Raw genomic sequence first — 20,549 nt, forward strand, 5'->3', positions numbered from 1 at the left:
TCGGTTGGTGGAAGGGGAGTTCGACGGGTTCAGTCCTGTTTCCAGGACTCCAGCCGGTCCTTCACCCGGGCCAGCACCTCCGAGGCGAGGGCTCCGTCGAGCACTCTGTGGTCGAAGGCGAGCGAGAGGGTGAAGACCGGCGCGATGCGCACGTCGCCGTCGCGGGCGACCGGGGTGTCGGCGATCCGGCCGATGCCGAAGCCGAGCGTGCCGGAGATCATCGGGTAGATCGTGCGGACCGGCTCCTGCCCGACCGAGGTCACCGAGAAGGTGCCCTGGAGGGCGGCCCGCTTGGCCGGGTCGCGCAGCGCGGCGCGGTAGACCAGCCGGGCGACCGGCAGCGGCATCCGCTGCAGCCTCAGCAGCTGCCGGTACGGACCGGTGTCGTCCACCGGGGCGTTCTTGTAGGTGTCGACGGCGTCCTGGATCTGCTCCGCGGTGCGGTCCTGGGCGTCCGGCACGGTGCCGGACACCACGCAGCGCTGGCCGTCCACGGTCTTGTCGAGCAGCACCTTCACCCAGACGCCGGGGGTGACCGCCAGCCGGGGCCGCAGGGCGCCGCCCTGGAGCAGCGACCGGGCGTCGGGGTAGTCGGCGACCACGTCGGCGGCGGCCTTCACCAGCATGCTGACGTAGGACAGTCGGCCGCCGGAGGCCGCCCGGGCCTCCTTCAGCAGGGTGGCGTCCACCTCGGTCGCCAGGTACACGTGGCAGGTGTCCCGGGCGCCGCCGTGCAGGAAGGTCCAGGTGCCGCGCCGCGCGCGGGGGAACTCCCGGGCCAGGACGGCGCTCACGCCGGCACTCCGTCCGACTCGGCGACCACGGCGGCGAGTTCGCCGACCGTGCCCGCGTGCATGAACCGGTCGTAGTCCAGCGGTCGGCCCAGCTCCCGCTCCAGGTACACCAGGACGCGCATCTGGTTGACCGAGTCCCAGTCCTCGTGCTCGCCCAGCGGCGCGTCCGCGGCCAGCTCCTCCGGCTCCAGGCCGAGCAGCTGCGCGAGGGCCTCGGCGACGATCAGCTCAGCGGACATGGAGGACTCCCTCGTCGTTGGTGACCCGGATCCAGCCGGGCAGTTCGGCCGCCCCGGTGAGCGGGTGGCGGAAGGCGGTGGCGCCGTCGGACCCGCCGGTGGAGGCGAAGCCCAGCGACGGGTAGAAGCCGGCGAACCGGGCGTTCTTGGCGCTCGGGACGAACCGGGCGGTGACCGCCGGCGCGCCCGCGGCCGCCGCGGCCCGCAGCACCAGGCCGACGATCGCGTCCTCCACGCTGCGCGAGAACACCCGGCAGCTGAGCACGAAGTTGTCGATCGACCAGGCGCCGTCCGGCTCCCGGCCCAGCGCGAGCGCCGCGATCAGGCCGTTGTCGCCGAAGCGGTCGGTCAGCCTGGCCCCGAAGAACACCGGGCCGCCGCCGTCCGCGGCCGGCTCGACCTGCCCGTAGCGGATCCCGGTCAGGTTGAACTGGTTGGTCTTGCCGAAGAGCTGGACGATCCGGGCCGCGTTCAGCGGACCGGCCGGCTCCAGCGTCAGCTCGGAACCGAGCGCCTCCAGATAGCCCGTCAGATCCTCGGCGGTGGAGGCGAGTTCGGTACGCTGCGCGCGCTCCCGGTAGAGCCGGGTGCGCTCGCGGTCCTCGCCGGTGAGCCGCAGCAGGGCGAAGTCGCCCCGGGCCGCCAGCAGCGCCGCGTACCCGGCCGGGTCGGCCGGCAGCTCCACGGTGGCCACCTCGGGCGCCAGTTCGCGCATCAGCCCGCGCTCCACCGGGTTGTCGTCGACGAACACCATCGCGTCCGTACCGATGTTGAGCTCCGCCGACAGAGCGCGGACGGAGTCCGGCTTGGGCCCCCAGTTGGCGTGCACGGCGACGAAGGACTCCGGGCGCAGCACCATCTCGGGGTGGGTGGCGATGGCCTCCCGGGCGACCGCGTCGTCGTTCTTGGACGCCACCGCGAGCATCACCCCCTGCGCCATGAAGTCGCGGGCCAGCTCCTGGAGTTCGCGGTGCGCCGAGCCGGGGTAGCCGCCGCCCAGGCGGAGCCCGCCGACGCCGTCGTCGCCCACCACACCGCCCCACAGGGTGTGGTCGAGGTCGAGCACCAGGCATTTGGCGGAGCGCCCGAGGTCGGCACGGGCCACCCGGGCCAGCTCCTCCGCGTACGCCCGCAGGAACTCCGGCGCCCAGACGTGCGCGGCGACGTGCCGCATCCGGTCGCCGCCGAACACCGCGCCGCCGGCGTGCGCGGCGATGCCCTCGTGGGAGAGCACCAGCACGCCCTCGTGCTGCCCGGCGAGCGCCAGCACGGCCGCGTTCATCCGGTGCCAGGCCGCCTCCAGCCGGGCCCGGCCCGGGTAGTCGAGGATCCGGTCGCGGCGCAGCGGCGACAGCGGGACGGTGCACAGCACGGTGAGCCCGCCGAGGGCGGCCTGCGCCTGCTGCGCCCACTGCCCCAGTTCGGCGGCGAAATCTTCGCAGCGCCGCTCGACCTCGGCGAGGTCCAGCGGGTCGGCGACCGCCTCGAAGACCGCCGCGTCGTCCAGCAGGCAGGCCGTGATCCGGGGCGCGAGGTCCTTCAACTGCGGGGCGCCGGCGAGGATCTCGAAGCGCCACTGGTTGAAGCCGGCCGAGCGGATCTCCGGCAGCAGGCCCTCGCGGACCGCGACGGCGGTCAGCAGGTGCGGCAGCTGGTCCAGGGTGGCGCTGCCGAGCAGCGCGATCCGCTGCTCCGCCAGCGTGCCGCAGGCGGCGAGTCCGGCCCGCTGGGCGGGGCCGGACAGCAGGGCGCCGGCCGACTCCAGGTCGAGGACGTCGTCGATCGCGCCGAGCAGGGCGCGGACCCGCCCGGCCGCGCCGGCCAGACCGGCCCGGCGCAGGGCGCGCAGCTCCTTGCGGGGGTCGGCGCCGGCCGGGGCGGCGGGCGCCGTCACGGTGTCAGCCGACATCGCCGGACCCCCCGGGCCGGTGCCGCAGGGCCAGTCCGGAGACCACCCACTTGGACGACTCGATGGTGGTGACCAGCAGCCGCCCGCCCACGCCCACGCCGGATTCGATCCGCCGCAGCGCGCGGTGGAGCTGGATGAACGGCAGCGCGTTGCCGTTGTTGCCGGTGTCGGCGACGCAGCTGACCGCCTGGTCGGGGCGGACCCCGAGCCGCTCGCGGATCTTCTCCGTCATCACGCCGTTGAGCTGCGGCGGCAGGACGTGCTCGACCTCGGCGACCGGCCAGCGGGTGAGCGCGGAGAGCTCGTCGAGCACCCCCGCGGCGAGGCCGGGGACGTGCTCCTCGATGGCCTTGTAGTCCTCGTGGCTCATCGGCTCGCGCACCTCGGTGCCGTCCGGGCCGGCGATCAGCGGGGCGCCGTCGGCGCCGTACCAGCGGACGATCTGGGCGGGCGCGCGGCCCTTGCCGACGGTGCGCAGCAGCAACTGCTCGACGACCAGGCCGGGGCCGTCGTCGTCGGCGTCGACCACGGCGGCGCCGGCGCCGTCGCCGAACAGCGCGAAGTTGGCCAGCTCGGCCGGGTTGATGCGCTTGAGGCCCTGCTCGGCGGGCCAGAGCTTCTCGACCGAGTCGGCGCCGATCACCAGGCCGCGGCGGTGCCCGGCGGCGAGCAGGCCGCGGGCGGTGTAGAGGCCGGTGAGGGCGCCGGCGCAGCCGGAGGTGAGCTGGAAGGTGGGGATGTCGTCGATGCCCAGCCGGTCGGCGACGACGTTCACCGTGGCGGGCATCAGCTGGTCGGGGGAGGCGGTGCAGAGGATCAGGAAGTCCAGGTCGCCGGGGCCGAGGCCGGCCGCCGCGAGCGCCCGCTCGGCGGCGGCGGTGGCGAGGTCCCCGGTGGTGCGCGGTTCGCCGGTCGGGCCGTCCGGGGTGCAGAAGTGGCGGGTGCGGTTGCCGGTCATCCGGTCGAGCCACTTCTCGTGGAGGCCGAACCGCTCCGCCATGTCCCGGTTGGTGACCGGGGCGCCCGGCAGTACTTCGCTGAGGGCGGTGAGTCTCAACGTCAGGTCCCTTGGTCTGGTGGGTTACCGGTGGCCGGTGCGGTCCCGGCCTGCCGGGTACCGCCGATGGCCACCGTAGGAATTCGAACTCGGATCGAACTCAAGGGAGTTCATGACGAGAGCACGGTCTCCGGGGTGCGCTCGTCGACCGGGTCGACCAGGTGCGGGACACCGATGACCCGCTCGAACATGGCGTACTTGAGCGGCAGCCGGTTGAGCGTGGAGTACCGCAGCCGGCGCAGCGCGACCCCGAACGGGGTGTGCTGGGCGAGGGCCGCCTCCTGCATCCGCTGGAAGCCGGTGACCTTGGCCTTGTGTGCCTTGCGGGCGGCCACGAAGGCGTCGAGGGCCGCGGCCGGTACCGTCCCGCCGGAGCCGCCCCGGGAGAGCGCGGCGGCGATCACCGGGGCCACCGTCACGACGTCCTGGATGGCCAGGTTGACGCCCTGGCCGAGGATCGGGGTGCAGGTGTGCGAGGCGTCGCCGATCAGCACCAGGCCGTCGCGGGTCCACTGGTCGACCTCGGCGGTGAAGATCTCCAGGAAGCCGGTGTCGTCCCAGCTGCGCAGGTGCTCGTCGACCAGCGGGCGCAGCCGCGGGTCGATCGCGGCGATGCCGTCGCGGAACGCCTCGATGCCGCGCTTGCGCAGGTCGCCGAGGCCGCGCTTGGGCAGGTTGTGGCCGACCCGCAGGAAGTCCGGGAAGGTCGGCAGGACGACCAGGTGGCGGTCGCGGTCGACGACCAGCTCGGCGGCGGAGCCCCAGCCGGCCGGGCGGGGCAGCTTGAAGGAGACGAAGTCCCGCTCCATCGGCTGGACGCGGGCGCTCAGCCCGGCCTCCTTGCGGACGCGGGAGAAGCGGCCGTCGGCGCCGACCACCAGCCGGGCCCGGACGGTGAACCGCTCGCCGTCCTTCTTCAGTACCGCGCCCTTGACCGCGCCGTCCTCCTCCACCAGGCCGGTCACGCCGGCGCCGAAGACGTAGCGGTGGTTCGGCAGCGCGGCGGCGGCGTCCTTGAAGATGCCGATCAGGGCGGGCTGCGGGATGTCGATCGGCAGGGTGCTGCCGCTGAACCGGCCGTAGTCGACGCTCAGGACCTCGCGGCCCTCCATCCGCATCGAGACGGCGGTGGTCTCCAGGAAGCCGTGCTCGGCGAGTGCCGGGCCGAAGCCCAGCCGGCGCAGGGTGACCACGGACGGGGCGGCCAGGGTCTCGCCGCGGAAGTCCCGGTCGAGGTGGTGCTGCTTCTCGACGACCAGGACGTCCACGCCGCGGCGGGCCAGCAGCGCGCCGAGCAGCGCGCCGGCCGGCCCGCCTCCGACGATCAGGACGTCTGTCTCGGCAGGGATGGTCACGGCTTCTCCTCGGGGGTCGGGCGGCCTCGGGCACCGGGCGCTGTGCAGCCGGTGGCCCGGGACGCTACGGAGCCCCCCTCGGAGTGGGCTCGAACACCGCCGGAGCGTGTTCGAGCGGCAGTCGGGAGTCAGACGAAGAGCGGCACCGGGTTGAGGTCCCGGTAGGCGGTCGGCCGGTCGAGCCGGCCCAGCGCCACCGGCACGTCGTACAGCCGGCCGGGGCCGAACCGCGCCCAGAAGTGCCGCAGCCCGGGGACGATCACCCGCACCACCGGCAGGCCGATGTCGGGCCGGCTCTGGTTGAGGACGAGCAGGTCGAGGCCGCGGGCGCGGACCAGCTCGGTGACGGCCTCCAGGTCCTGCCCGAGGTCGTGGTGCGGCTGGTAGTGCCAGTCGGCCGGGCGGCGGGCCGGGACGGCCGGATCGCCCACCAGGTAGGGCTGGTTGGCGACGGTCGCGGTGGTCCACCAGGCGCGCGGCTCGGGGTCGTCGAGCCGGTAGCCGGTGCCGTCCGGGCGCGCCTCGCAGACGGCGGGCAGCAGCTGGGCCATCTCGGTGGTGGCGCGGCGCAGGGCGACCCGCGGGTCCTGGTGGGCGCCGAAGCCGAACACGATGTCCTCGGCGGGCTTGTCGGTGCGCCGGGAGAGCGCGGCGAAGACCGGGATGCCGAGGTCGGAGGTGAGGTCGAGGGCCCACACCTCGCGGTCGATCCGCCGGCAGCCGTCCAGCAGGCGGTCCAGGCCGGGTTCGGCGAAGGCCTCCAGGTCGACCCGCGGCTGCCGGGTGCGGTTGTACCACCAGAGGGCGACGGCGTCGCGTTCGACGAGCTCCAGGAAGCCCTGCAGGACGGCGTCCTCGACGCTGCTCCCGGCCGCGTTGCCGTTGGAGTCGGCGCACAGCCCGTCGGTGTAGCGGCTCTCCGGATATGGGCCGGCGGCCCGGGAGTTGTAGTAGAGCAGCGAGGTGGGCACCAGTCTGCGGCGGCCCTCGGTGAGCGACCAGACCGGGCTCCACTCGACCGCCCGCTCCTCGTCGAAGCGCGGCGGTACGTACTGGAACGCGGAGTGCCGGGCGTTCCAGCGCTCCCGGTCGGAGAACTGCCGCGCGTCGTACAGCTGGACGGCGTTGGGGTGGACGGCCTCCGGGCCGAGCGCCCGGTAGGCGGCCAGCACCACCGGCTCGTCGCCGTGCCGGGTGCCGCTGTAGCGCTCGACCGCCTCGCCGAGCGCGCTGGTCCTGGCCTCGGCCTCGGTGGTGCCCTTGCCGCCGCTGAGCGCCCGCAGTCCGGCCCGCAGCCCGGCCACCGAGTGGGTGCTCATGGCGATGTTGCGCCCGGACAGGTACGCCTGGACGAAGCCCGGGCTGCGCGGGTCGCGGCGCACCTCCGGGACGATGCCGGTGACCGGGCCGATCAGATGGCCGTACCGGTCGAGCATCTGGTCGGGGGTGAGCGCCCGGTGGCCGTTGCCCTGGTCGGTGGCCTTGGCCCGGGGCGCGGGGACGAACGGCGCGGCGGCCAGTTCGGCCACCAGCCCCGGGTCGCCGCAGTCGGCGCACTGCGGGCGCCGGCGCACCGGGTGGGCGCTCAGCTGCAGGGTCACGGTGTCCAGGGTGTGCACGGCGCTCTGGCCCTCGTAGCGGACGCCGGCCAGCCACTTGGCGGCCTCCATCACCATGGTGTTGAGCGCCAGCGCGCGGCTGGCCGGCAGCGAGGCCTCCGGCCCGCGCAGCGGCTGGTCCAGGCCCAGCCGGCGCTGGACGGTCGACTCGCAGCCCCGGTGCTGCACCAGCCGGACGGCCAGGCACGACCAGCACGGCCCGCCGTCGCCGGGCCGGAACAGCGGCCCGATCCACGGCGAGGCCGCGGACGGCCGGCAGAGCAGCCAGGGCCGGCCGCTGCGCCGGTGCGCGGCGTCGACCTCGCGCAGCAGCGGGGAGAGGTAGTCGTCGCAGAGCACCAGGGAGAGGTCGGCCCCGGCGTCGTCCACGGTGAGGCCGGAGGCCGCGCAGGCCGCGGCGAGCGGTGCGTGGTCCTGCTCGGAGAGGTTGACGATCCGGACGGACGAACTGGTGAGCCGCCGGGCGGCGCCGTCGCTGTCGAGGCCGGAGAGGTCCCAGTAGGCGCGCGCGGCCCGGTCGGCGGCGGGCTGCCGGTCGGCGGCGCGGGCCCCGAGCAGCCCGGCCGCGGCGAGCCGGCGCAGCGAGTCCAGCGCCTCGTCGGCGGTGAGCGCCGGGGCGGCCGCGCGGATCACCTCCGCGATGCTGCGGGTCCCGTCCAACAGCGGCGCCAGCAGCTCGGCGTGGGTGCCGCGCAGGGCCGTCACACCGCGTTCGGAGACCAGGAAGGCCCCCTCCCCGGGCACCACCGCGAGATGCAGGTGCGCCTTGAAGCCGACCAGCAGGCCGGCCTCCCCCGCGAGCTGTCCCTGATCGTCCGTACCGATGGCCACCCGGACCCCCTTCCGCGCGAACCTGACTGTGTATCAAGGGATTCTTGAGGTCTGCGGCGGCCGCTGACAGTGCGGCAGTCACTGCCACACCGTGAAATCGTCACTTGACTTGAGGCAGCCGCGAGCCCTCGGCGCCAGGATGCGCGGATCGGGGACGACGATCCAGTCAGAGGAGGGCCGCGCCTTGTCGCGCACACTTGTCTTGTTCGTCCGGTTCGCCCTGCGCGCGGTCTACCGTGCGCTGGCGCTCTTCGGCAGTCTGTGGGTGCACCACCCGGCGGCGTTCGATGCCGTGCCGCCCGGGACCGGGGAGGCCGGGCAGCGGCCTCCGTGGCGAACCGGGCAGGGCGATCCGCGGGCGGGCGGCTCCCGACGGGGCCGCTCCCGGCCGCCGGGGACGCTCCGGCCGCTGGCCGGGGTCGCCCCGGGCCACCCGGAGCGGCTCTGCCCCGAGCAGGCGCTGACTCCGCTGGAGCGCGCCCTGGAGCGTGAGCTGTGGGACCTCGCGTGATCCGCCGGCCGCCGGACGGTCCGTCAGATCCAGCCCTGGTCGCGGGCGATGCGCACCGCGTCCACGCGGTTGCGTCCGCCGAGCTTGGTGACGATGGTGGTGAGGTAGTTGCGCACCGTCCCGACCGACAGGTACAGCCGGGCGGCGATCTCGCCGGCCTCGGCGCCCTCGGCGGCCAGCCGGAGCACCTCGGTCTCCCGGGCGGTCAGCGGATTGCTGGCGGTGTCCCAGGCGGCGAAGGCGAGTTGACGGTCGATCACCCGCTCGCCGACGGCGACCCGGCGGATCGCGTCGGCCAGCCGCGCGGGCGGGGCGTCCTTGAGGATGAAGCCGGAGACGTGTGCCTCCAGTGCTCTTCGGAGGTTCCCCGGTCGGCCGAGGCTGGTCAGGATGAGCGTCCGGCAGCTGGGCAGCTTCTCGTGGATCAGCCGGGCGGCGGTCAGGCCGTCGGTGCCCGGCATGTCGATGTCCAGCACGGCCACGTCCGGGCGGTGCTTCAGCACGGCCGGCAGCACGTCGTCGCCGTTGTCGACCTCGGCGGCCACGTCGATGTCGATTTCGAAGCCCAGCAGGGCCACCAGCGCACCTCGGATCATGTGCATGTCCTCGGCCAGCACAATCTTGATCACTCGTGGCACCCCCCGCACTCTCGCCGGCGTCTCTCAAGATCAGTGGCCGATGGTAGCGCGGCGGCAACGTCCGGTGAAGCCGTGCCCGGCCCCCGGTCGTCCGGGCGACGGCGATCAGACCCGTTCCACCGCACCCCGATCCGCACCGCGGCCCGTCCCCGCCGGGCGCGCGGCCACCACGAAGGAGCCCGTCCATGAACGTCGTCGCCACCGTCGCGTCATCCCTGGTGATCCTGGAGTTCTCGCTCCAGGCACTCGGCATGCTCACCCACATGCCCGCCCAACTGGACCAGTTCGAGGCCGTCACCGGCCACCGCCCGAGCCGCCGGCTCACCCTCGCCCTCGGCTCGCTGAGCGTGGCGAGCGTGGCCGGCGCGGTCGCCGGGTTCTGGGAGCCCGGCTGGGCGGTGGCGGCCGGTGTGTACCTCACCGGCTTCACCGGCACGATGCTGGGGATCCAGCTGCGCCGGGGCAACCGCGGCATGCTGCTGAACACGGGGATCCTGTTCTTCGCGTCCGCCCTGCTGATGCTGCTCGGACGCCTCTTCGGCTGAGCCCGGCGCGGATCCGGGCCCCGGCGGGCGGCTCAGGCCGGCTGCGGGGCCCGGACCAGCACCCCGCCGACCCCGGCCGGCGGGTCGAGGGCCGGGTCGCCGGCCAGGATCGCCTGGTGCAGCCGGCGCAGCCGCGGCGCGGGCTCCAGGCCGAGTTCGGAGATCAGCACCCTGCGCAGGCGCTGGAACGACTCCAGCGCCCTCGCCGTGTGCCCGGAGCGGTACAGCGCGGTCATCAGTTGTGCGCAGAGGTTCTCGTTCATCGGGTGCCGCGCGACGAGCGTGAACAGCTCGCCCAGCAGGTCGGCGTGGCGCCCGAGTTCGAGGTCGGCGTCGATCCGCTGCTCCAGCACCACGGTGCGCGCCTGCTCCAGTGCGGCGACCTCCAGCTCCAGCACCCGGCCGAGCTGGACGTCCATCAGCGCCGAGCCCTGCCAGAGTGCCAGGGCGCTGTCGAGCAGCGCGGCGGCCGTCCGGACGTCGCCCGCGTCCACGGCGTCCCGGCCGCTGCGGGTGAGCTGCTTGAACTCGTGGATGTCCACGCAGTCGGCCGCCACCTCCAGCGAGTAGCCGCCGTGCCGGGTCACCAGGATGTCCTTGGCGTGGCGCGGGTCCTCGCCGAGGGCCGCGGTGATCCGCCCGCGCAGCTGCAGGATGTACGTCTGCAGCGTGGTGAGCGCGCTGCGCGGGGCGTGGTCGCCCCACAGCTCCTCGCACATCGTGGGGACGGGGACCACCCGGCCGGCATTGAGTGCCAGCAGAGCCAGGATCTGACGGGGCTTCGCCGCGCTCGGCGCCACCGGACGGTGGTTCAGCTGAGCGGACAGCCGGCCCAGAAGCTTGATCTCCATGCCGAAGTCTCCTCCAGGGGCGTGAATCGTCGGCAAACCCTCCGAGGGCGCCCGAATATGACCCGAGTCTGCTCGAACTCCGCTGTCGGGCCCAGGTATCGGCTCATGAGTACGGCCGTGAACGCGTCATGGGGAACGGTGTGAATTCATCACTGGTACGCACGGCCGTAGCGCGTCATCCTTGATTGCCCCTCGATCCAAGGAACTCCCGACATGTCCTTCTCACACGTCCCGGACGTGCACGCACAGCCCGTATTCCCCCTGTGGTCGCTCCGCGAGGACGTGGCCCTCGAATCCACCCCGGACGAGATGCGCCTCGACACCCCGTCGGGCGGGATACGGCTCCCGGCCCCCGGCAGACTGGTGCGCGAGATGCTGTGGCGGATGAGCCTCGGGCCCGTCCTGCTGGAGAACGTCGTCGACGACGCGGCCTGGTTCGCCGCCGACCGGGCGGAGGTCGAGCGCGTCCTCGGCGACCTGGGCCACCTGGTGGTCCGCTCGCTGGGGGTGGACGCCCGCCGGCCGCTGCTCTCGGTCGTCCCGGACGGCCGGGGCGCGGAGTTCCGGCCGCAGCCGGTGGCGCCGGACGTACCGGTGCGGCTCTCCCGGCACGCCGCGCTGCGCACCGACGGGCGGGGCTACCTGCTGGAGTCGCCGCGGGCCCGCCACCGGGTGGAACTGCACCGGCCGGAGGCCGTCCAGGCACTGGCCGGGCTGGCCACCGCGGTGCTGCCCTCGGAGGCGGCGCTCGGGCAGCGGATCCCGCCGGTGGCGGTGTTCGGGCTGCTCTCCTACCTGGCGGCGGCGGGCATGGTGGTCACCGCGCAGGCGCGGGGCGGCGCGGGCTTCGCGGAGGACGCCGGCGAGGTGCCGGGGTACGCCGGGTACGTCCGGCGCTGACGCCCGAACGCACTGCGCGACAGCACTGCGGGCCGGACCGCACCGGCCCCGGACGCACCCCGGGGGCGCGAGCGGTCTGCTCGCGCCCCCGGTCGGGCCGTACCGTGCGGTTCCGTACCGTGCGGTGCCCCTCAGTCGCGGTCGTGCACCATCAGGACGAGGTCCTCCGGATCCTCCGGCGGGCCCGGGATCGTGCCGTGCTCGACGAAGCCCTCGGAGCTGTAGAGGGCCCTGGCGCGGCGGTTGAGCGGTTTGACGTCCAGCCAGACCCGGTGGGCGCCGTGCTCGCCGTGCGCCCGGGCGACCGCGGCGCGGAACAGCTCCCGGCCCAGGCCCAGGCCCTGCAGCCCGGGGGCCAGCACGATCCGGCGCAGTTCGACGACGCCCCGGCCCGCCCTCAGCCCGGCCAGCACCACGAAGCCGGCCGGCTCGCCGTCGGCCTCCGCGGACAGGTGCTCCTGGTCGGGGTCGGCCAGCGCCCGCAGGTGCCAGCCGAGGCCCTTGGCGCCCAGCCAGCCGGCGGCGCCCGGGTCGGACTCGAAGCGGGTGGCCGCGTCCAGGTCGGCCGCGGTGCTGGGGCGCACCGTGAGCACGGGGGAGCGGCCGGCGGGGGCCGTCGGGCGCCCAGTCGCCGGCCCGGGGGAGCGGCGGACCACCAGCGGGGTGGTGCGGAGGCCGGTCTGCCGGTCCACCCCGGCCGGTGCCCCGGCGGTGCGGACCGGCAGACCGGTGGCGACCTCAGTCACGGGCGATGCTCCCCGCGCCGTTGGACGCCTCCGCCATGGCGATGGCGATCCGGCGCGGCCCGGTGAACGGCTCGCGGGCGTGCGCGGTCAGCATGTTGTCGATGACCAGCAGGTCGTTCTGCTGCCAGTCGTAGCGGGTCCAGGCGGATCGGTACGCCTCCTGGAGGTGCGCCACCACGTCGTCCGGTATCCGGCCGCCGTCGCCGTAGTAGGTGTTGCTGGGCAGTTCGTCCTCGGGGTACATCTCGCGCAGGGCCGCGCTGTACTCGGCCGGCAGCGTGGTCACGTGGAAGAAGGTGGCGTGGTTGAACCAGACCTTCTCCCCGGTGGCCGGGTGGTGGTGGACGGCCCGGCGGACGGCCCGGGTGCGCAGCCCGTCCGCGCCGAGCCACTCGACGCCGATGTCCTGGCCGGCGCAGTAGCGCTCCACCTCGGCACGGTCCTGGGTGTCGTAGTAGTACTGCCAGGTGCCGCCCATGTCCTCGCCGAGGAAGTTGCGCACGTACATCCAGCCGCGGCGCTCGAACTCCTCGCGGACGGACGGGTCGATCGCCCGGTACACCTGGCGGACGTCGGCGAGTGGGGTGGCGCCCTGCGAGGTCGGCTCGGCGAGGCAGGTGAAGTACACCAGGCCGGGCCAACTCAGCTGGTACGAGCACTCGTTGTGGAGGAAGATCTCCTCGGTCGCGGGGTACTCGGTGGAGGTGTACACCTGGCCCTTGATGTTGGTGCGCGGCGAGGAGCGCTCGCTGTAGTGCAGCGGGGCGCCGGACAGGGCGCGCACCGAGGCGTCGAGGTTGTCCACGCCGCCCTGCTCGAAGCCGCGCTCGAAGCCCCGGAAGAGCACCGCGCCTGCGTCGGTGATCAGCTCGCGGATCTTGTCCCGCTCGGCCTCGATCACCTCGGGGATGGTGGCGTCGCCGTCGGCCTCGATGACCAGCGGGAGGGCGCCCGGAATCTCGGATACAAGCATGGTTCTCCAGCCATTTCGGGAGGTGGGGTGGTGGTGGGGGCCGGCGGTGTGGGGCCCGCGGGTCCTCCGGGGTCGCGCGGGGGCTCGGTGGTGCGGCGGTGCGTTCGGCTGCGGCGGGGACGGTCGTTGCGGGGTCGGTCGTGGCGGGGTCAGTCGTGGGCGGGCAGGAAGCCCTCCACGGTCAGCCCGCGCCGCTCGGCGAGGGCGGTGGCCCGGACGAGCCGCGCCAGCGCCAGGTCGAGCACGCCCAGGCCGAACGGGGAGAAGACCACGACCTTTTCCGGGTCCGGCCGGAACTCGACGGTGCCGCGCACCAGCGCGCCGATCTCGGCGTCGACGAACGCGCGGTCGCCGACCAGTTGCTCGGTGAGGTGCAGGGAGGTCCGCTCCCGGCAGACGTGGTCGGTGTCGTCGACGATGTTGTGGTGCGCCACGATCGCCTCGGGGACGATGTCGCGCAGTGAGACGTGCAGCACCACCGTGCCCGGGTCGCACGGGCGCAGGTCCATGTGTGGGGCGGCGGCGGTGGTGGCGATGGAGACCAATCGGTGGCCGGCCAGCGCCTCGGTCGCCGAGCCGGCGACCGTGAGCTCCAGGCCGGGGGCGAATTCGGCGGCCTGGGCGGCGAATTCGGCGGCCCGCTCCGCGCTCAGGTCGTACAGCACCGCGGTGCGCAGCGAGGGGACGGCCACCGTGAGGTAGCGCAGCACCTGCAGGTTGATCGGGCCGAGGCCGATCAGGCCGGCGCTCGCCGCCCCGTCGTCCGCCAGCAGGACGGAGGCGGCCAGCGCGGCGCTCGCCGCGGTGCGGGTGGCGGAGATCAGCGAGCCCTCGACCAGGGCCTCCGGGCGGCCGGTGCGCAGCGAGTTGAGCACGATCGCGGCGCTGGCCCGGGGGAGTCCGGCGGCCAGGTTGCCGGGGAAGGACGACACCCACTTGAAGCCGGCCACCGCGCTGTCCGCCGAGCTGCCGTCGCCCTCGCGGTCGCCGTCCAGGAAGGCGGGCAGCCCGATGATCCGGTCGGCGGGCTGGTCGGGGAAGCGCAGGAACACCGAGTGCGGGACGGCGGTGCGGCCCTCGTCGTGCCGGGCGTAGGCGGTCCGGACGGCCTCGATGACCTCCTTCTCCCGGCCGGCGAGGATGTCGCGGACCTCGTCGTGTCCAATGATCAGCAACGGACTGCTCCTGCCGTTTCCGAGGACTCCCACAGGTGCGCGACGGCACCGAAGTGGGTGGTGACCCATTCGTCCGAGTAGATGGTGTCGAGGTACCGGTCGCCCCCGTCGGGGAAGACCAGCACGCAGTTGGCGCCGGGCTCGATGCGGTCGCGCAGCTTGGCGATCGCCGAGACGGCCGCCCCGGAGGAGCCGCCGGCCAGGATCGCCTCGGTGGCGACCAGGCGGCGGCAGCCGACCACGCACTCCAGGTCGGAGACGTGGACGACCTCGTCGGGCAGCGACGGGTCGAGCAGCGGCGGCACGATGGAGGCGCCGTGGCCGGGGATCAGCCGCTTGGTCGGGGCGTCCCCGAACAGGACGCTGCCGACCGCGTCGACCGCGACCAGCTTGGTGCGCAGCCCGTGCTTGCGGATGTACGCGCCGGCGCCGGTCATGGTGCCGCAGGTGGAGGCCGGGCTGAAGATGTAGTCGACCTCGCCGTCCAGCGCGTTGACCACCTCCCGCATGGTCTCCTCGTGCGCGGCCGGGTTGAGCGGGTTGGCGTACTGGTTGGGGCTGTACGCGTAGGGGTTGGCCGCGAGCAGTTCCCTGACCCGGCGGATCCGGCCCGGCAGGTACTCGCCGTCCGGCTCGGGCGTGCTGACCATCTCGATGGTGGCGCCGTACGCCCGCAGGATCGCGAGGTTCTGGCCGGTGGTCTTGGCGTCCACCACGCTGATGAACTGCAGCCCGAAGTAGCGGCAGATCTGGGCCATGCCGATCGCGAGGTTGCCCGAGCTGGACTCGACGACCACCGACAGGCCGGGGATCAGTTCGCCGGAGCGGATCTTGCCGAGCAGCATGTTCAGCCCGGAGCGGTCCTTGATGCTGCCGCCGGGGTTGAACCGCTCGACCTTGGCGAAGACCCGGAAGCCGGATCCGCGCATCAGTCCGTCCAGTTCGACCAGCGGGGTGCGGCCGATGGTGTCGAGGATGCCCTTCGCGGGCCCGGCGCTCACACCGTCTCCCGGGCGAGCTGGGCGACCGCGGCCGGCTTGGCGCCCTTGGCGGGGCGGGCGGCGGGCGCGTCGGTCTCCACCGGGGCGGAGTGCGAGAGGTCGGGCAGCCAGGCCAGCCAGCGCGGCAGGTACCAGTTGGCGTCGCCGAGCAGGGCCATCACGGAGGGCAGCAGCAGCGCCCGGATGACGGTGGCGTCCAGCAGGACGGCGACCGCCAGGCCGAAGCCCATCTCCTTGATGGACTGCACCGAGAGGGTGGCGAAGATCCCGAAGACGCCGACCATGATCAGCGCCGCGGCGGTGATGACGCCGGCGGTGGCCTTCAGGCCCTCGGCGATCGCGGTCCGGGTGTCCGCGCCCCGGTCGTACGCCTCGCGGATCCGGGAGACCACGAAGACGTGGTAGTCCATGGAGAGGCCGAAGAGGATGACGAACAGGAAGAGCGGCAGCCAGGAGGCGATCGGGCCCTCGCTGTGGCCGCCGATCAGCTCCAGCCCGATGCCGTCCTGGAAGACCAGGGTCAGCACGCCGTAGGCGGCGCCCACCGACAGCAGGTTGAGCACCATGGCGGTGGCGGCGATGGTCAGCGAGCGGAAGGTCGCGATCATCAGGACGAAGGCGAGCACCAGCACGAACGCCAGGACCGGCAGGACGGCGTCGGAGAGCTGCTCGTTGAAGTCGACCGACTGTGCGGTCGGACCGGTGACGGCGGTCTCCGCGCCGGCCACCGCGCCGATGGTCTGCGGCAGGACGGTGCCGCGCAGCTCCGCCAGCGCCTCGGTGCTGGCCCGGTCGGTGCCGGTGCCCGCGATCGGGACGTCCAGCACGAGGACGCCGGTGCCGGCGTGCTCGGTCACGGTGATCGGGTCGTACAGCTTGCCGGTGGCCACCGCGCGGGACTTGAAGTCCGCGACGGCCTTGGTCACGGCGGCCCCGTCCGCGCCCTCGGCGCCGACGACGACCTTGGCCAGCGCCGAGTTGCCGGGGAAGCGCTCGTCCAGGTGGATCGCGGCCTGCGCGAGCGGCGACTTCGGGTCGAGGTCCTGGGCGATGCCGGGCATGGCGGTGCGGATGTGCAGGACGGGGAGGGCGAGCAGGACCAGCGCGAGCGTGGCGATCAGCGCGGAGGCGAGCGGGAAGCGCAGCACCCGGGCGGTCAGCGCCCCCCAGAAGCGGCTCTCGCCGTTGGTGGCCTGCCGGCGCTTGGCGACGAACGGGATCCGGCCCTTCTCGACGCGGTCGCCGAGCAGCGACAGCAGCGCGGGCAGCACGGTGACCGAACCGGCGACGGCGACCACCACGGCGGCGATCGCGGCGACGCCCATCGCCTTGAAGGTCGCGATGCCGGTGAGGAACATGCCCGCCATCGCGGCGATCACGGTGACGCCGGACACCACGACCGCGCGGCCCGAGGTGGCGGCGGCGATGGCCAGCGCGGTGGCGTTGTCGTGGCCGGCCGCCCGCTCCTCGCGCGCCCGGCGCAGGTAGAAGAGGCTGTAGTCGACGCCGACCGCAAGACCGACCAGCATCAGCACCACGTTGGCGTTGAGGTCGGTCGGCACCAGGTGGGTGGTCAGCGCGAGCAGCCCGTACGCGGCGGCGGTCGCGGTCAGGGCCAGCACGACCGGCAGGACGCTGGCGAGCAGCGCGCCGAAGGCCACCAGCAGGATGCCGATGGCCAGCGGCACGGCCGCCCACTCGGCCTTCTGCAGGTCCTCGTTGAAGATGCCGGTCATCGCGTCCTGCGCGGTGGCCTGGCCGTACGTCTCGAAGGTGATCCCCTCGTGCCGGGCGCCGGCGGCCTTCACCGCGGCCAGCACGGCCGGGATCTCCTTGGCCGCGTCCAGCCGCTCGCCGGCCATCGTGTAGTTGACCAGGGCGGCGTGGTTGTCCTTGGCCACCGCGCCGCTCTCGTACGGCGACTTGATCGCGACGGTCTTGCCGGTCCCCTGGATCGCCGTGATCACGTCGGTGACGGCGCTGCGGAACTCGGCGCTGTCGGCGGTCCTGGTCTCGCTGGTCAGCAGGACGAGTTCCTGGGCGGGCGAGGGGATCCCGGCGTCGGCCAGGATCCGTGCCGCGCGCCCGGACTCGCCGACGCCGTTGTCGACGTCGCTGCTCTGCACCGAGCCGGTCGCACCGCCCATCGAGGCCAGCACGACGAACGCCAGCCAGGCGATCACGGCTGCCCACCGGTGTCGTGCGCTCCAACCGCCGATCGCGGCGGCGATGCCCTTCTTCTGTGCCACGGGGGTCCCCTCCTGAGGATCTTCAGGTCGCATCCGACCCCACCCAGGGTGAGGGCGGGCACTCGGGCCCGACTTGAGCCCGAAAGGTCAAGCGTTCGGCGGCAGTTCGGGCGTGCGGGCGACGCGCCGGGAGCCCCACATGGCGCCGGCCGTGCGGCGGTCGACGGCGGTCGCCGCCCGGGTGTCGCGCAGCGCCCCGACGTGGTGGACCTGCAGCGCGACCGCACCCAGGCAGCCGCCGACCAGCGGCAGGCAGTGGAAGCTCCACGACGGGTCGTCCACCGGCCGACCCTCCAGGGTGCGCAACTCGGCACCACCGTCGTGGAGTTCGAAGCCGAACTCGGTGAACGGGAAGTACAGCCCCTGGCCGAGCGCCTTGGTGTACGCCTCCTTGAGCATCCACACCCGCAGCAGCGACTGCCGGTACTCCTCCACGGGCCGCCCGGCGAGCCGGTCCAGCTCGTCCGGCGTGCAGATGTGCCGGTCCAACTCGGCGATGGACAGCGCCCGTTCGGACGCCTCCACGTCCACGCCGATCCGGCCCAGCGAGGTGATCCCGATCAGCAGCAGGTCGGCCGAGTGGCTCAGGCTGATGTCCACCTGGTCGCAGCCGCGCACGTACGGCCGGCCGCTGATGTGGTAGCCGATCTCCACGTACTCGGGCTCGACCGCGAGCGCCGTCGCCACCGCGCAGCGCAGCAGCACCCGGGAGGCCGCGAAGCGCTCCCGCACCCCGGCGTTGGCGGTCCGCCGGTAGCGCTCCCAGTCCTGCCCGAGCAGCTCGCGCAGCCGGTCCTCCCCGGGCCGGTCCAGCTCCCAGGCGCTCAGCGACGCCTGCACCAGGCCGACGCCGCCGGTCCGCAGGTCCTCGCCGAGCTCCTCCCACGGACCCCCGGCCCCGCCCACCCAGCGGGGCGGCGGCAGCGGCCGGCGCAGCCCGGCCACCCCCTGCACGGCACCGCGCATCATCCCGCCGCCCCTCTCGCCCGGGGGTCCGCACGGGTGCCCGTCCGGGCGCCTGCCCGGACGTCCGTTCGGCCGCTCCCCGCGGTGTGCCCCGGGCCGTCCGCCGGGTGCTTCGTCAGGCTGTCCACCGGGCCGCTCACCCCGCCAACTCGGCTGCGTACAGGTCGAATCCGATCCGCCCGGTGTAGCGGTGCTCCAACTCGTCGAGCACCCGCTGCAGGGCCTCGGCCGGCACCGCGGGACCGGGCCGCCCGATCCGGCGCAGCAGCCGGTCGAGCGCCACCGCGAGCCAGGCCGGATCGGCGGTGAAGCCGTCCTCCGCGCCCCGCCACACACCCAGGCAGCAGGCGGCGGCCAGCATCAGCGCGTACCGCTCGGTCAGCGGGAACGCCCGGGCGTCCGCCGCGGGCCCCTCCGGCAGCTCCCCGAGCGCCGCGGCCCTGGCCAGCAGGTCGGCGGCCTCCTCGGCCAGCAACCCGCCCTGGCGGGCCAGGGTTTCGCCGATCCCGCCGGGCACCGGGGCGCCGTCCGGGCCGACCGCCAGGGTGCCGGTCGTGGCGGCCAGGTCGATCAGGCCCCAGAGCCGGTCCGCGCCGCCGAAGCGCGCCAGCCGCTCCGGGTCCAGCTCGGGCAGCGGCAGGTCGGTGCGGAACAGCGCCCGCGGCGGCTGCGCCGTCCGGGCCCGTGGATCCGCCGCCAGCAGCGGCAGCCAGGGCACCATCGCGGTCTGGCAGACGGCGCTCCCGACGTGCCCGAAGCTGGTCGCGTCCAGGTCGCGCAGGTGCTTGCGCAGGACCGCGTAGTGCGGGTCGCCGGTGTGGAACGCCCCGCCGAGGATCGCCGACTGGTGGAACATGCTCTCGCTCAGCAGCTTCGGCACCAGGTACTTCACGGCCGCCGTCAGCACGTCGCAGTCGTCCGGCAGCAGGTGCAGCGAGCGGGTCCCCGCCAGCGCCAGGCAGTCGGAGACCAGCAGGTCCGCGAAGGCGCCGGCCAGCGAGGAGCGGATCTGCCGCCCCTGCAGCCGCTTGCGGCCGGCCGCGCCCAGCTCCCGGTGGAAGCGCACCGTGCCGCGCAGCGCGGTGTCGCCCAGCCCGATCAGCATCGAGGCCAGGGTCGCGTTGATCAGCGGGTACGCCGAGGCACCGACCGCCATGCCCTCGCCCCACCGGCCGACCAGCGCGCCGGACGGGACGGGGCAGTCGTCGAGCTCCATGCCCACCAGGTGCTGGCGGGTGGAGACGGCGAGGCCGCCGCTGAGCCGGCGGTGCCAGGCGCCGGGCAGTTCGGCGCGGTCCAGCAGGAACAGCGAGTGGCTGCCGGTGCCGTGCGGGTCCGGGGCCGGGTCGGGGGCCGGTCCGGTCGGTGCCTGCGCGGCCCCGGACCGGTCGGCGGGGTCCTCCTCGCTGCCGTCCGCGCGGTAGTCGCCGTCGTACCCGCTGCCGTCGTCGCACCCGCCCGCGTCGTCGCCGTCACCGGTGGAGGCGAAGGCGAGGATCAGGGTGGCGTGGTCCAGGTTGCTGATCGCGGGCTTGCGCCCGGAGAGGCGGTACCCCGAGTCGTCCCGCTCGGCCCGGAACTCCTCCTCGAAGAAGATGTTGGCGTGCTCCAGCCGGTGGCAGGCGATCGCCAGCCGGTCGCCGGCCAGCAGCGCCCGGGCCACCCGTGCCCGCTGCGCCGCGGTGCCCGCCGCCCAGGCGACCGTCGCGACGATGAGGGAGGAGATCCCGCCGACCGACGCCAGCCGGGCGTCCCGGCGGAACACCGGCCGGAACACCGCCCCCGTCACGTCGAAACCGGCCAGCGCGCCGCCCAGTTCGCGCGGGACGAAGGCGGCGTTCAGGCCGAGTTCGTCGTAGCGGCGCAGCGCCTCCGGCACCGGGGCGCCCGACTCGTCCGCCGCGAGCACGGCCGCCAGCCCGACCGGGTTGGCGGCGTCCCACGGATCCCCGAACGCCCGGTCCACCGCGGCGATCCGGGCCCGGACCGCGGCCCGCCGGTCCGCCCGGGCCCCCTCGGGGCCGTGCCCGGCGCCGGCCTCGCTCCCGATCCCCGTCCCGGCCTCGCTCCCGATCCCGACCTCGGCCAGCATGCCCGTTCCCCCTCGCCCGTTCCGGTCCTCCGCAGGGCGTCACTCTGCACCGGCCGGCTAGAGCACATCTGGAGGGCGCCCGGGCGTACGAATCCTCC

Annotated in this window: 18 protein-coding genes; 3 read left to right on the forward strand and 15 right to left on the reverse strand. The window is 74.2% G+C overall.

Annotation, left to right across the window (positions count from 1 at the left end; all coding sequences use genetic code 11):
* Positions 1 to 29: 29 nt before the first annotated feature.
* The 6 genes from ACWGB8_RS08970 to ACWGB8_RS08995 form a co-directional block, all read right to left on the reverse strand.
* Entirely contained in the window at positions 30 to 794 is a 765-nt protein-coding gene (locus ACWGB8_RS08970) for a 2-oxo acid dehydrogenase subunit E2 (protein ID WP_452211689.1), read from the reverse strand.
* Positions 791 to 1,033: an acyl carrier protein gene (locus ACWGB8_RS08975; protein ID WP_452211691.1), complete on the reverse strand. Its 243-nt coding sequence runs from the start codon at positions 1,031 to 1,033 to the stop codon at positions 791 to 793. The genes ACWGB8_RS08970 and ACWGB8_RS08975 overlap by 4 nt, the downstream gene beginning before the upstream one ends.
* Positions 1,023 to 2,942 (reverse strand): HAD-IIIC family phosphatase, encoded by a 1,920-nt coding sequence (locus tag ACWGB8_RS08980; protein ID WP_452211693.1) that lies wholly within the window; start codon positions 2,940 to 2,942, stop codon positions 1,023 to 1,025. Before ACWGB8_RS08980 ends, ACWGB8_RS08975 begins: the two co-directional genes overlap by 11 nt.
* Complete coding sequence (locus tag ACWGB8_RS08985) at positions 2,932 to 3,999, reverse strand: 3-oxoacyl-ACP synthase III family protein (RefSeq protein WP_452211696.1); 1,068 nt, start codon at positions 3,997 to 3,999, stop codon at positions 2,932 to 2,934. Before ACWGB8_RS08985 ends, ACWGB8_RS08980 begins: the two co-directional genes overlap by 11 nt.
* Positions 4,000 to 4,109: 110 nt before the next feature.
* Complete coding sequence (locus ACWGB8_RS08990) at positions 4,110 to 5,354, reverse strand: FAD-dependent monooxygenase (protein ID WP_452211698.1); 1,245 nt, start codon at positions 5,352 to 5,354, stop codon at positions 4,110 to 4,112.
* A gap of 128 nt (positions 5,355 to 5,482) precedes the next feature.
* Positions 5,483 to 7,804, reverse strand: a complete 2,322-nt coding sequence (locus ACWGB8_RS08995; protein ID WP_452211699.1) for a TOMM precursor leader peptide-binding protein — start codon at positions 7,802 to 7,804, stop codon at positions 5,483 to 5,485.
* A gap of 184 nt (positions 7,805 to 7,988) precedes the next feature.
* Between ACWGB8_RS08995 and ACWGB8_RS09000 the strand changes: the two genes are divergently transcribed.
* The gene (locus tag ACWGB8_RS09000) at positions 7,989 to 8,315 is read left to right on the forward strand and encodes a DUF6059 family protein (protein ID WP_452211701.1); all 327 of its coding nucleotides are present in this window, start codon (positions 7,989 to 7,991) and stop codon (positions 8,313 to 8,315) included.
* 23 nt (positions 8,316 to 8,338) lie between these two features.
* Here ACWGB8_RS09000 and ACWGB8_RS09005 read toward each other — a convergent pair whose 3' ends face one another.
* Positions 8,339 to 8,944, reverse strand: a complete 606-nt coding sequence (locus ACWGB8_RS09005) for a response regulator transcription factor (RefSeq protein WP_452211703.1) — start codon at positions 8,942 to 8,944, stop codon at positions 8,339 to 8,341.
* Between the two features lie 194 nt (positions 8,945 to 9,138).
* On the opposite strand from ACWGB8_RS09005, the gene ACWGB8_RS09010 reads away from it, so the two are divergent.
* Positions 9,139 to 9,498: a hypothetical protein gene (locus tag ACWGB8_RS09010; RefSeq protein WP_452211705.1), complete on the forward strand. Its 360-nt coding sequence runs from the start codon at positions 9,139 to 9,141 to the stop codon at positions 9,496 to 9,498.
* 32 nt (positions 9,499 to 9,530) lie between these two features.
* Here ACWGB8_RS09010 and ACWGB8_RS09015 read toward each other — a convergent pair whose 3' ends face one another.
* The gene (locus ACWGB8_RS09015) at positions 9,531 to 10,349 is read right to left on the reverse strand and encodes an AfsR/SARP family transcriptional regulator (RefSeq protein ID WP_452211707.1); all 819 of its coding nucleotides are present in this window, start codon (positions 10,347 to 10,349) and stop codon (positions 9,531 to 9,533) included.
* Positions 10,350 to 10,562: 213 nt separating this feature from the next.
* Here ACWGB8_RS09015 and ACWGB8_RS09020 point away from each other — a divergent pair, with 213 nt between their 5' ends.
* On the forward strand, positions 10,563 to 11,249 hold the full coding sequence (locus tag ACWGB8_RS09020; protein WP_452211708.1) for a hypothetical protein: 687 nt from the start codon (positions 10,563 to 10,565) through the stop codon (positions 11,247 to 11,249).
* A 131-nt stretch (positions 11,250 to 11,380) separates the two neighbouring features.
* Here ACWGB8_RS09020 and ACWGB8_RS09025 read toward each other — a convergent pair whose 3' ends face one another.
* The 7 genes from ACWGB8_RS09025 to ACWGB8_RS09055 form a co-directional block, all read right to left on the reverse strand.
* Positions 11,381 to 11,995 carry a GNAT family N-acetyltransferase gene (locus ACWGB8_RS09025; protein WP_452211710.1) on the reverse strand — a complete coding sequence of 205 codons (615 nt, stop codon included), beginning with the start codon at positions 11,993 to 11,995 and terminating at the stop codon, positions 11,381 to 11,383.
* Positions 11,988 to 12,968 (reverse strand): TauD/TfdA family dioxygenase, encoded by a 981-nt coding sequence (locus ACWGB8_RS09030; RefSeq protein ID WP_452211712.1) that lies wholly within the window; start codon positions 12,966 to 12,968, stop codon positions 11,988 to 11,990. The genes ACWGB8_RS09025 and ACWGB8_RS09030 overlap by 8 nt, the downstream gene beginning before the upstream one ends.
* Before the next feature lie 149 nt (positions 12,969 to 13,117).
* Positions 13,118 to 14,143: a 2,3-diaminopropionate biosynthesis protein SbnB gene (gene sbnB / locus ACWGB8_RS09035; protein WP_452211714.1), complete on the reverse strand. Its 1,026-nt coding sequence runs from the start codon at positions 14,141 to 14,143 to the stop codon at positions 13,118 to 13,120.
* Positions 14,137 to 15,144, reverse strand: a complete 1,008-nt coding sequence (gene sbnA / locus ACWGB8_RS09040) for a 2,3-diaminopropionate biosynthesis protein SbnA (RefSeq protein ID WP_452211715.1) — start codon at positions 15,142 to 15,144, stop codon at positions 14,137 to 14,139. The genes sbnB and sbnA overlap by 7 nt, the downstream gene beginning before the upstream one ends.
* Positions 15,141 to 17,426, reverse strand: coding sequence for an MMPL family transporter (locus ACWGB8_RS09045; protein ID WP_452211717.1), 2,286 nt, complete (start codon positions 17,424 to 17,426; stop codon positions 15,141 to 15,143). Before ACWGB8_RS09045 ends, sbnA begins: the two co-directional genes overlap by 4 nt.
* Positions 17,427 to 17,480: 54 nt before the next feature.
* A complete protein-coding gene (locus ACWGB8_RS09050) occupies positions 17,481 to 18,362 on the reverse strand; it encodes a 4'-phosphopantetheinyl transferase family protein (RefSeq protein ID WP_452211719.1) in 882 nt (293 codons plus the stop codon).
* A 133-nt stretch (positions 18,363 to 18,495) separates the two neighbouring features.
* Positions 18,496 to 20,451 carry an acyl-CoA dehydrogenase family protein gene (locus ACWGB8_RS09055; RefSeq protein ID WP_452211721.1) on the reverse strand — a complete coding sequence of 652 codons (1,956 nt, stop codon included), beginning with the start codon at positions 20,449 to 20,451 and terminating at the stop codon, positions 18,496 to 18,498.
* Positions 20,452 to 20,549 lie beyond the last annotated feature (98 nt).

Source organism: Kitasatospora sp. NPDC054939 (assembly GCF_053610105.1).

Excerpts from the sequence above, each read along its gene's own strand:
- ACWGB8_RS09015 (WP_452211707.1), bottom strand. The coding sequence starts at position 10,349 with ATGGAGATCAAGCTTCTGGGCCGGCTGTCCGCTCAGCTGAACCACCGT.
- ACWGB8_RS09010 (WP_452211705.1), top strand. The coding sequence starts at position 9,139 with ATGAACGTCGTCGCCACCGTCGCGTCATCCCTGGTGATCCTGGAGTTC.
- ACWGB8_RS08980 (WP_452211693.1), bottom strand. The coding sequence starts at position 2,942 with ATGTCGGCTGACACCGTGACGGCGCCCGCCGCCCCGGCCGGCGCCGAC.
- ACWGB8_RS09050 (WP_452211719.1), bottom strand. The coding sequence starts at position 18,362 with ATGATGCGCGGTGCCGTGCAGGGGGTGGCCGGGCTGCGCCGGCCGCTG.
- ACWGB8_RS09055 (WP_452211721.1), bottom strand. The coding sequence starts at position 20,451 with ATGCTGGCCGAGGTCGGGATCGGGAGCGAGGCCGGGACGGGGATCGGG.
- ACWGB8_RS09045 (WP_452211717.1), bottom strand. The coding sequence starts at position 17,426 with ATGCGACCTGAAGATCCTCAGGAGGGGACCCCCGTGGCACAGAAGAAG.
- ACWGB8_RS08975 (WP_452211691.1), bottom strand. The coding sequence starts at position 1,033 with ATGTCCGCTGAGCTGATCGTCGCCGAGGCCCTCGCGCAGCTGCTCGGC.
- ACWGB8_RS09020 (WP_452211708.1), top strand. The coding sequence starts at position 10,563 with ATGTCCTTCTCACACGTCCCGGACGTGCACGCACAGCCCGTATTCCCC.
- ACWGB8_RS09030 (WP_452211712.1), bottom strand. The coding sequence starts at position 12,968 with ATGCTTGTATCCGAGATTCCGGGCGCCCTCCCGCTGGTCATCGAGGCC.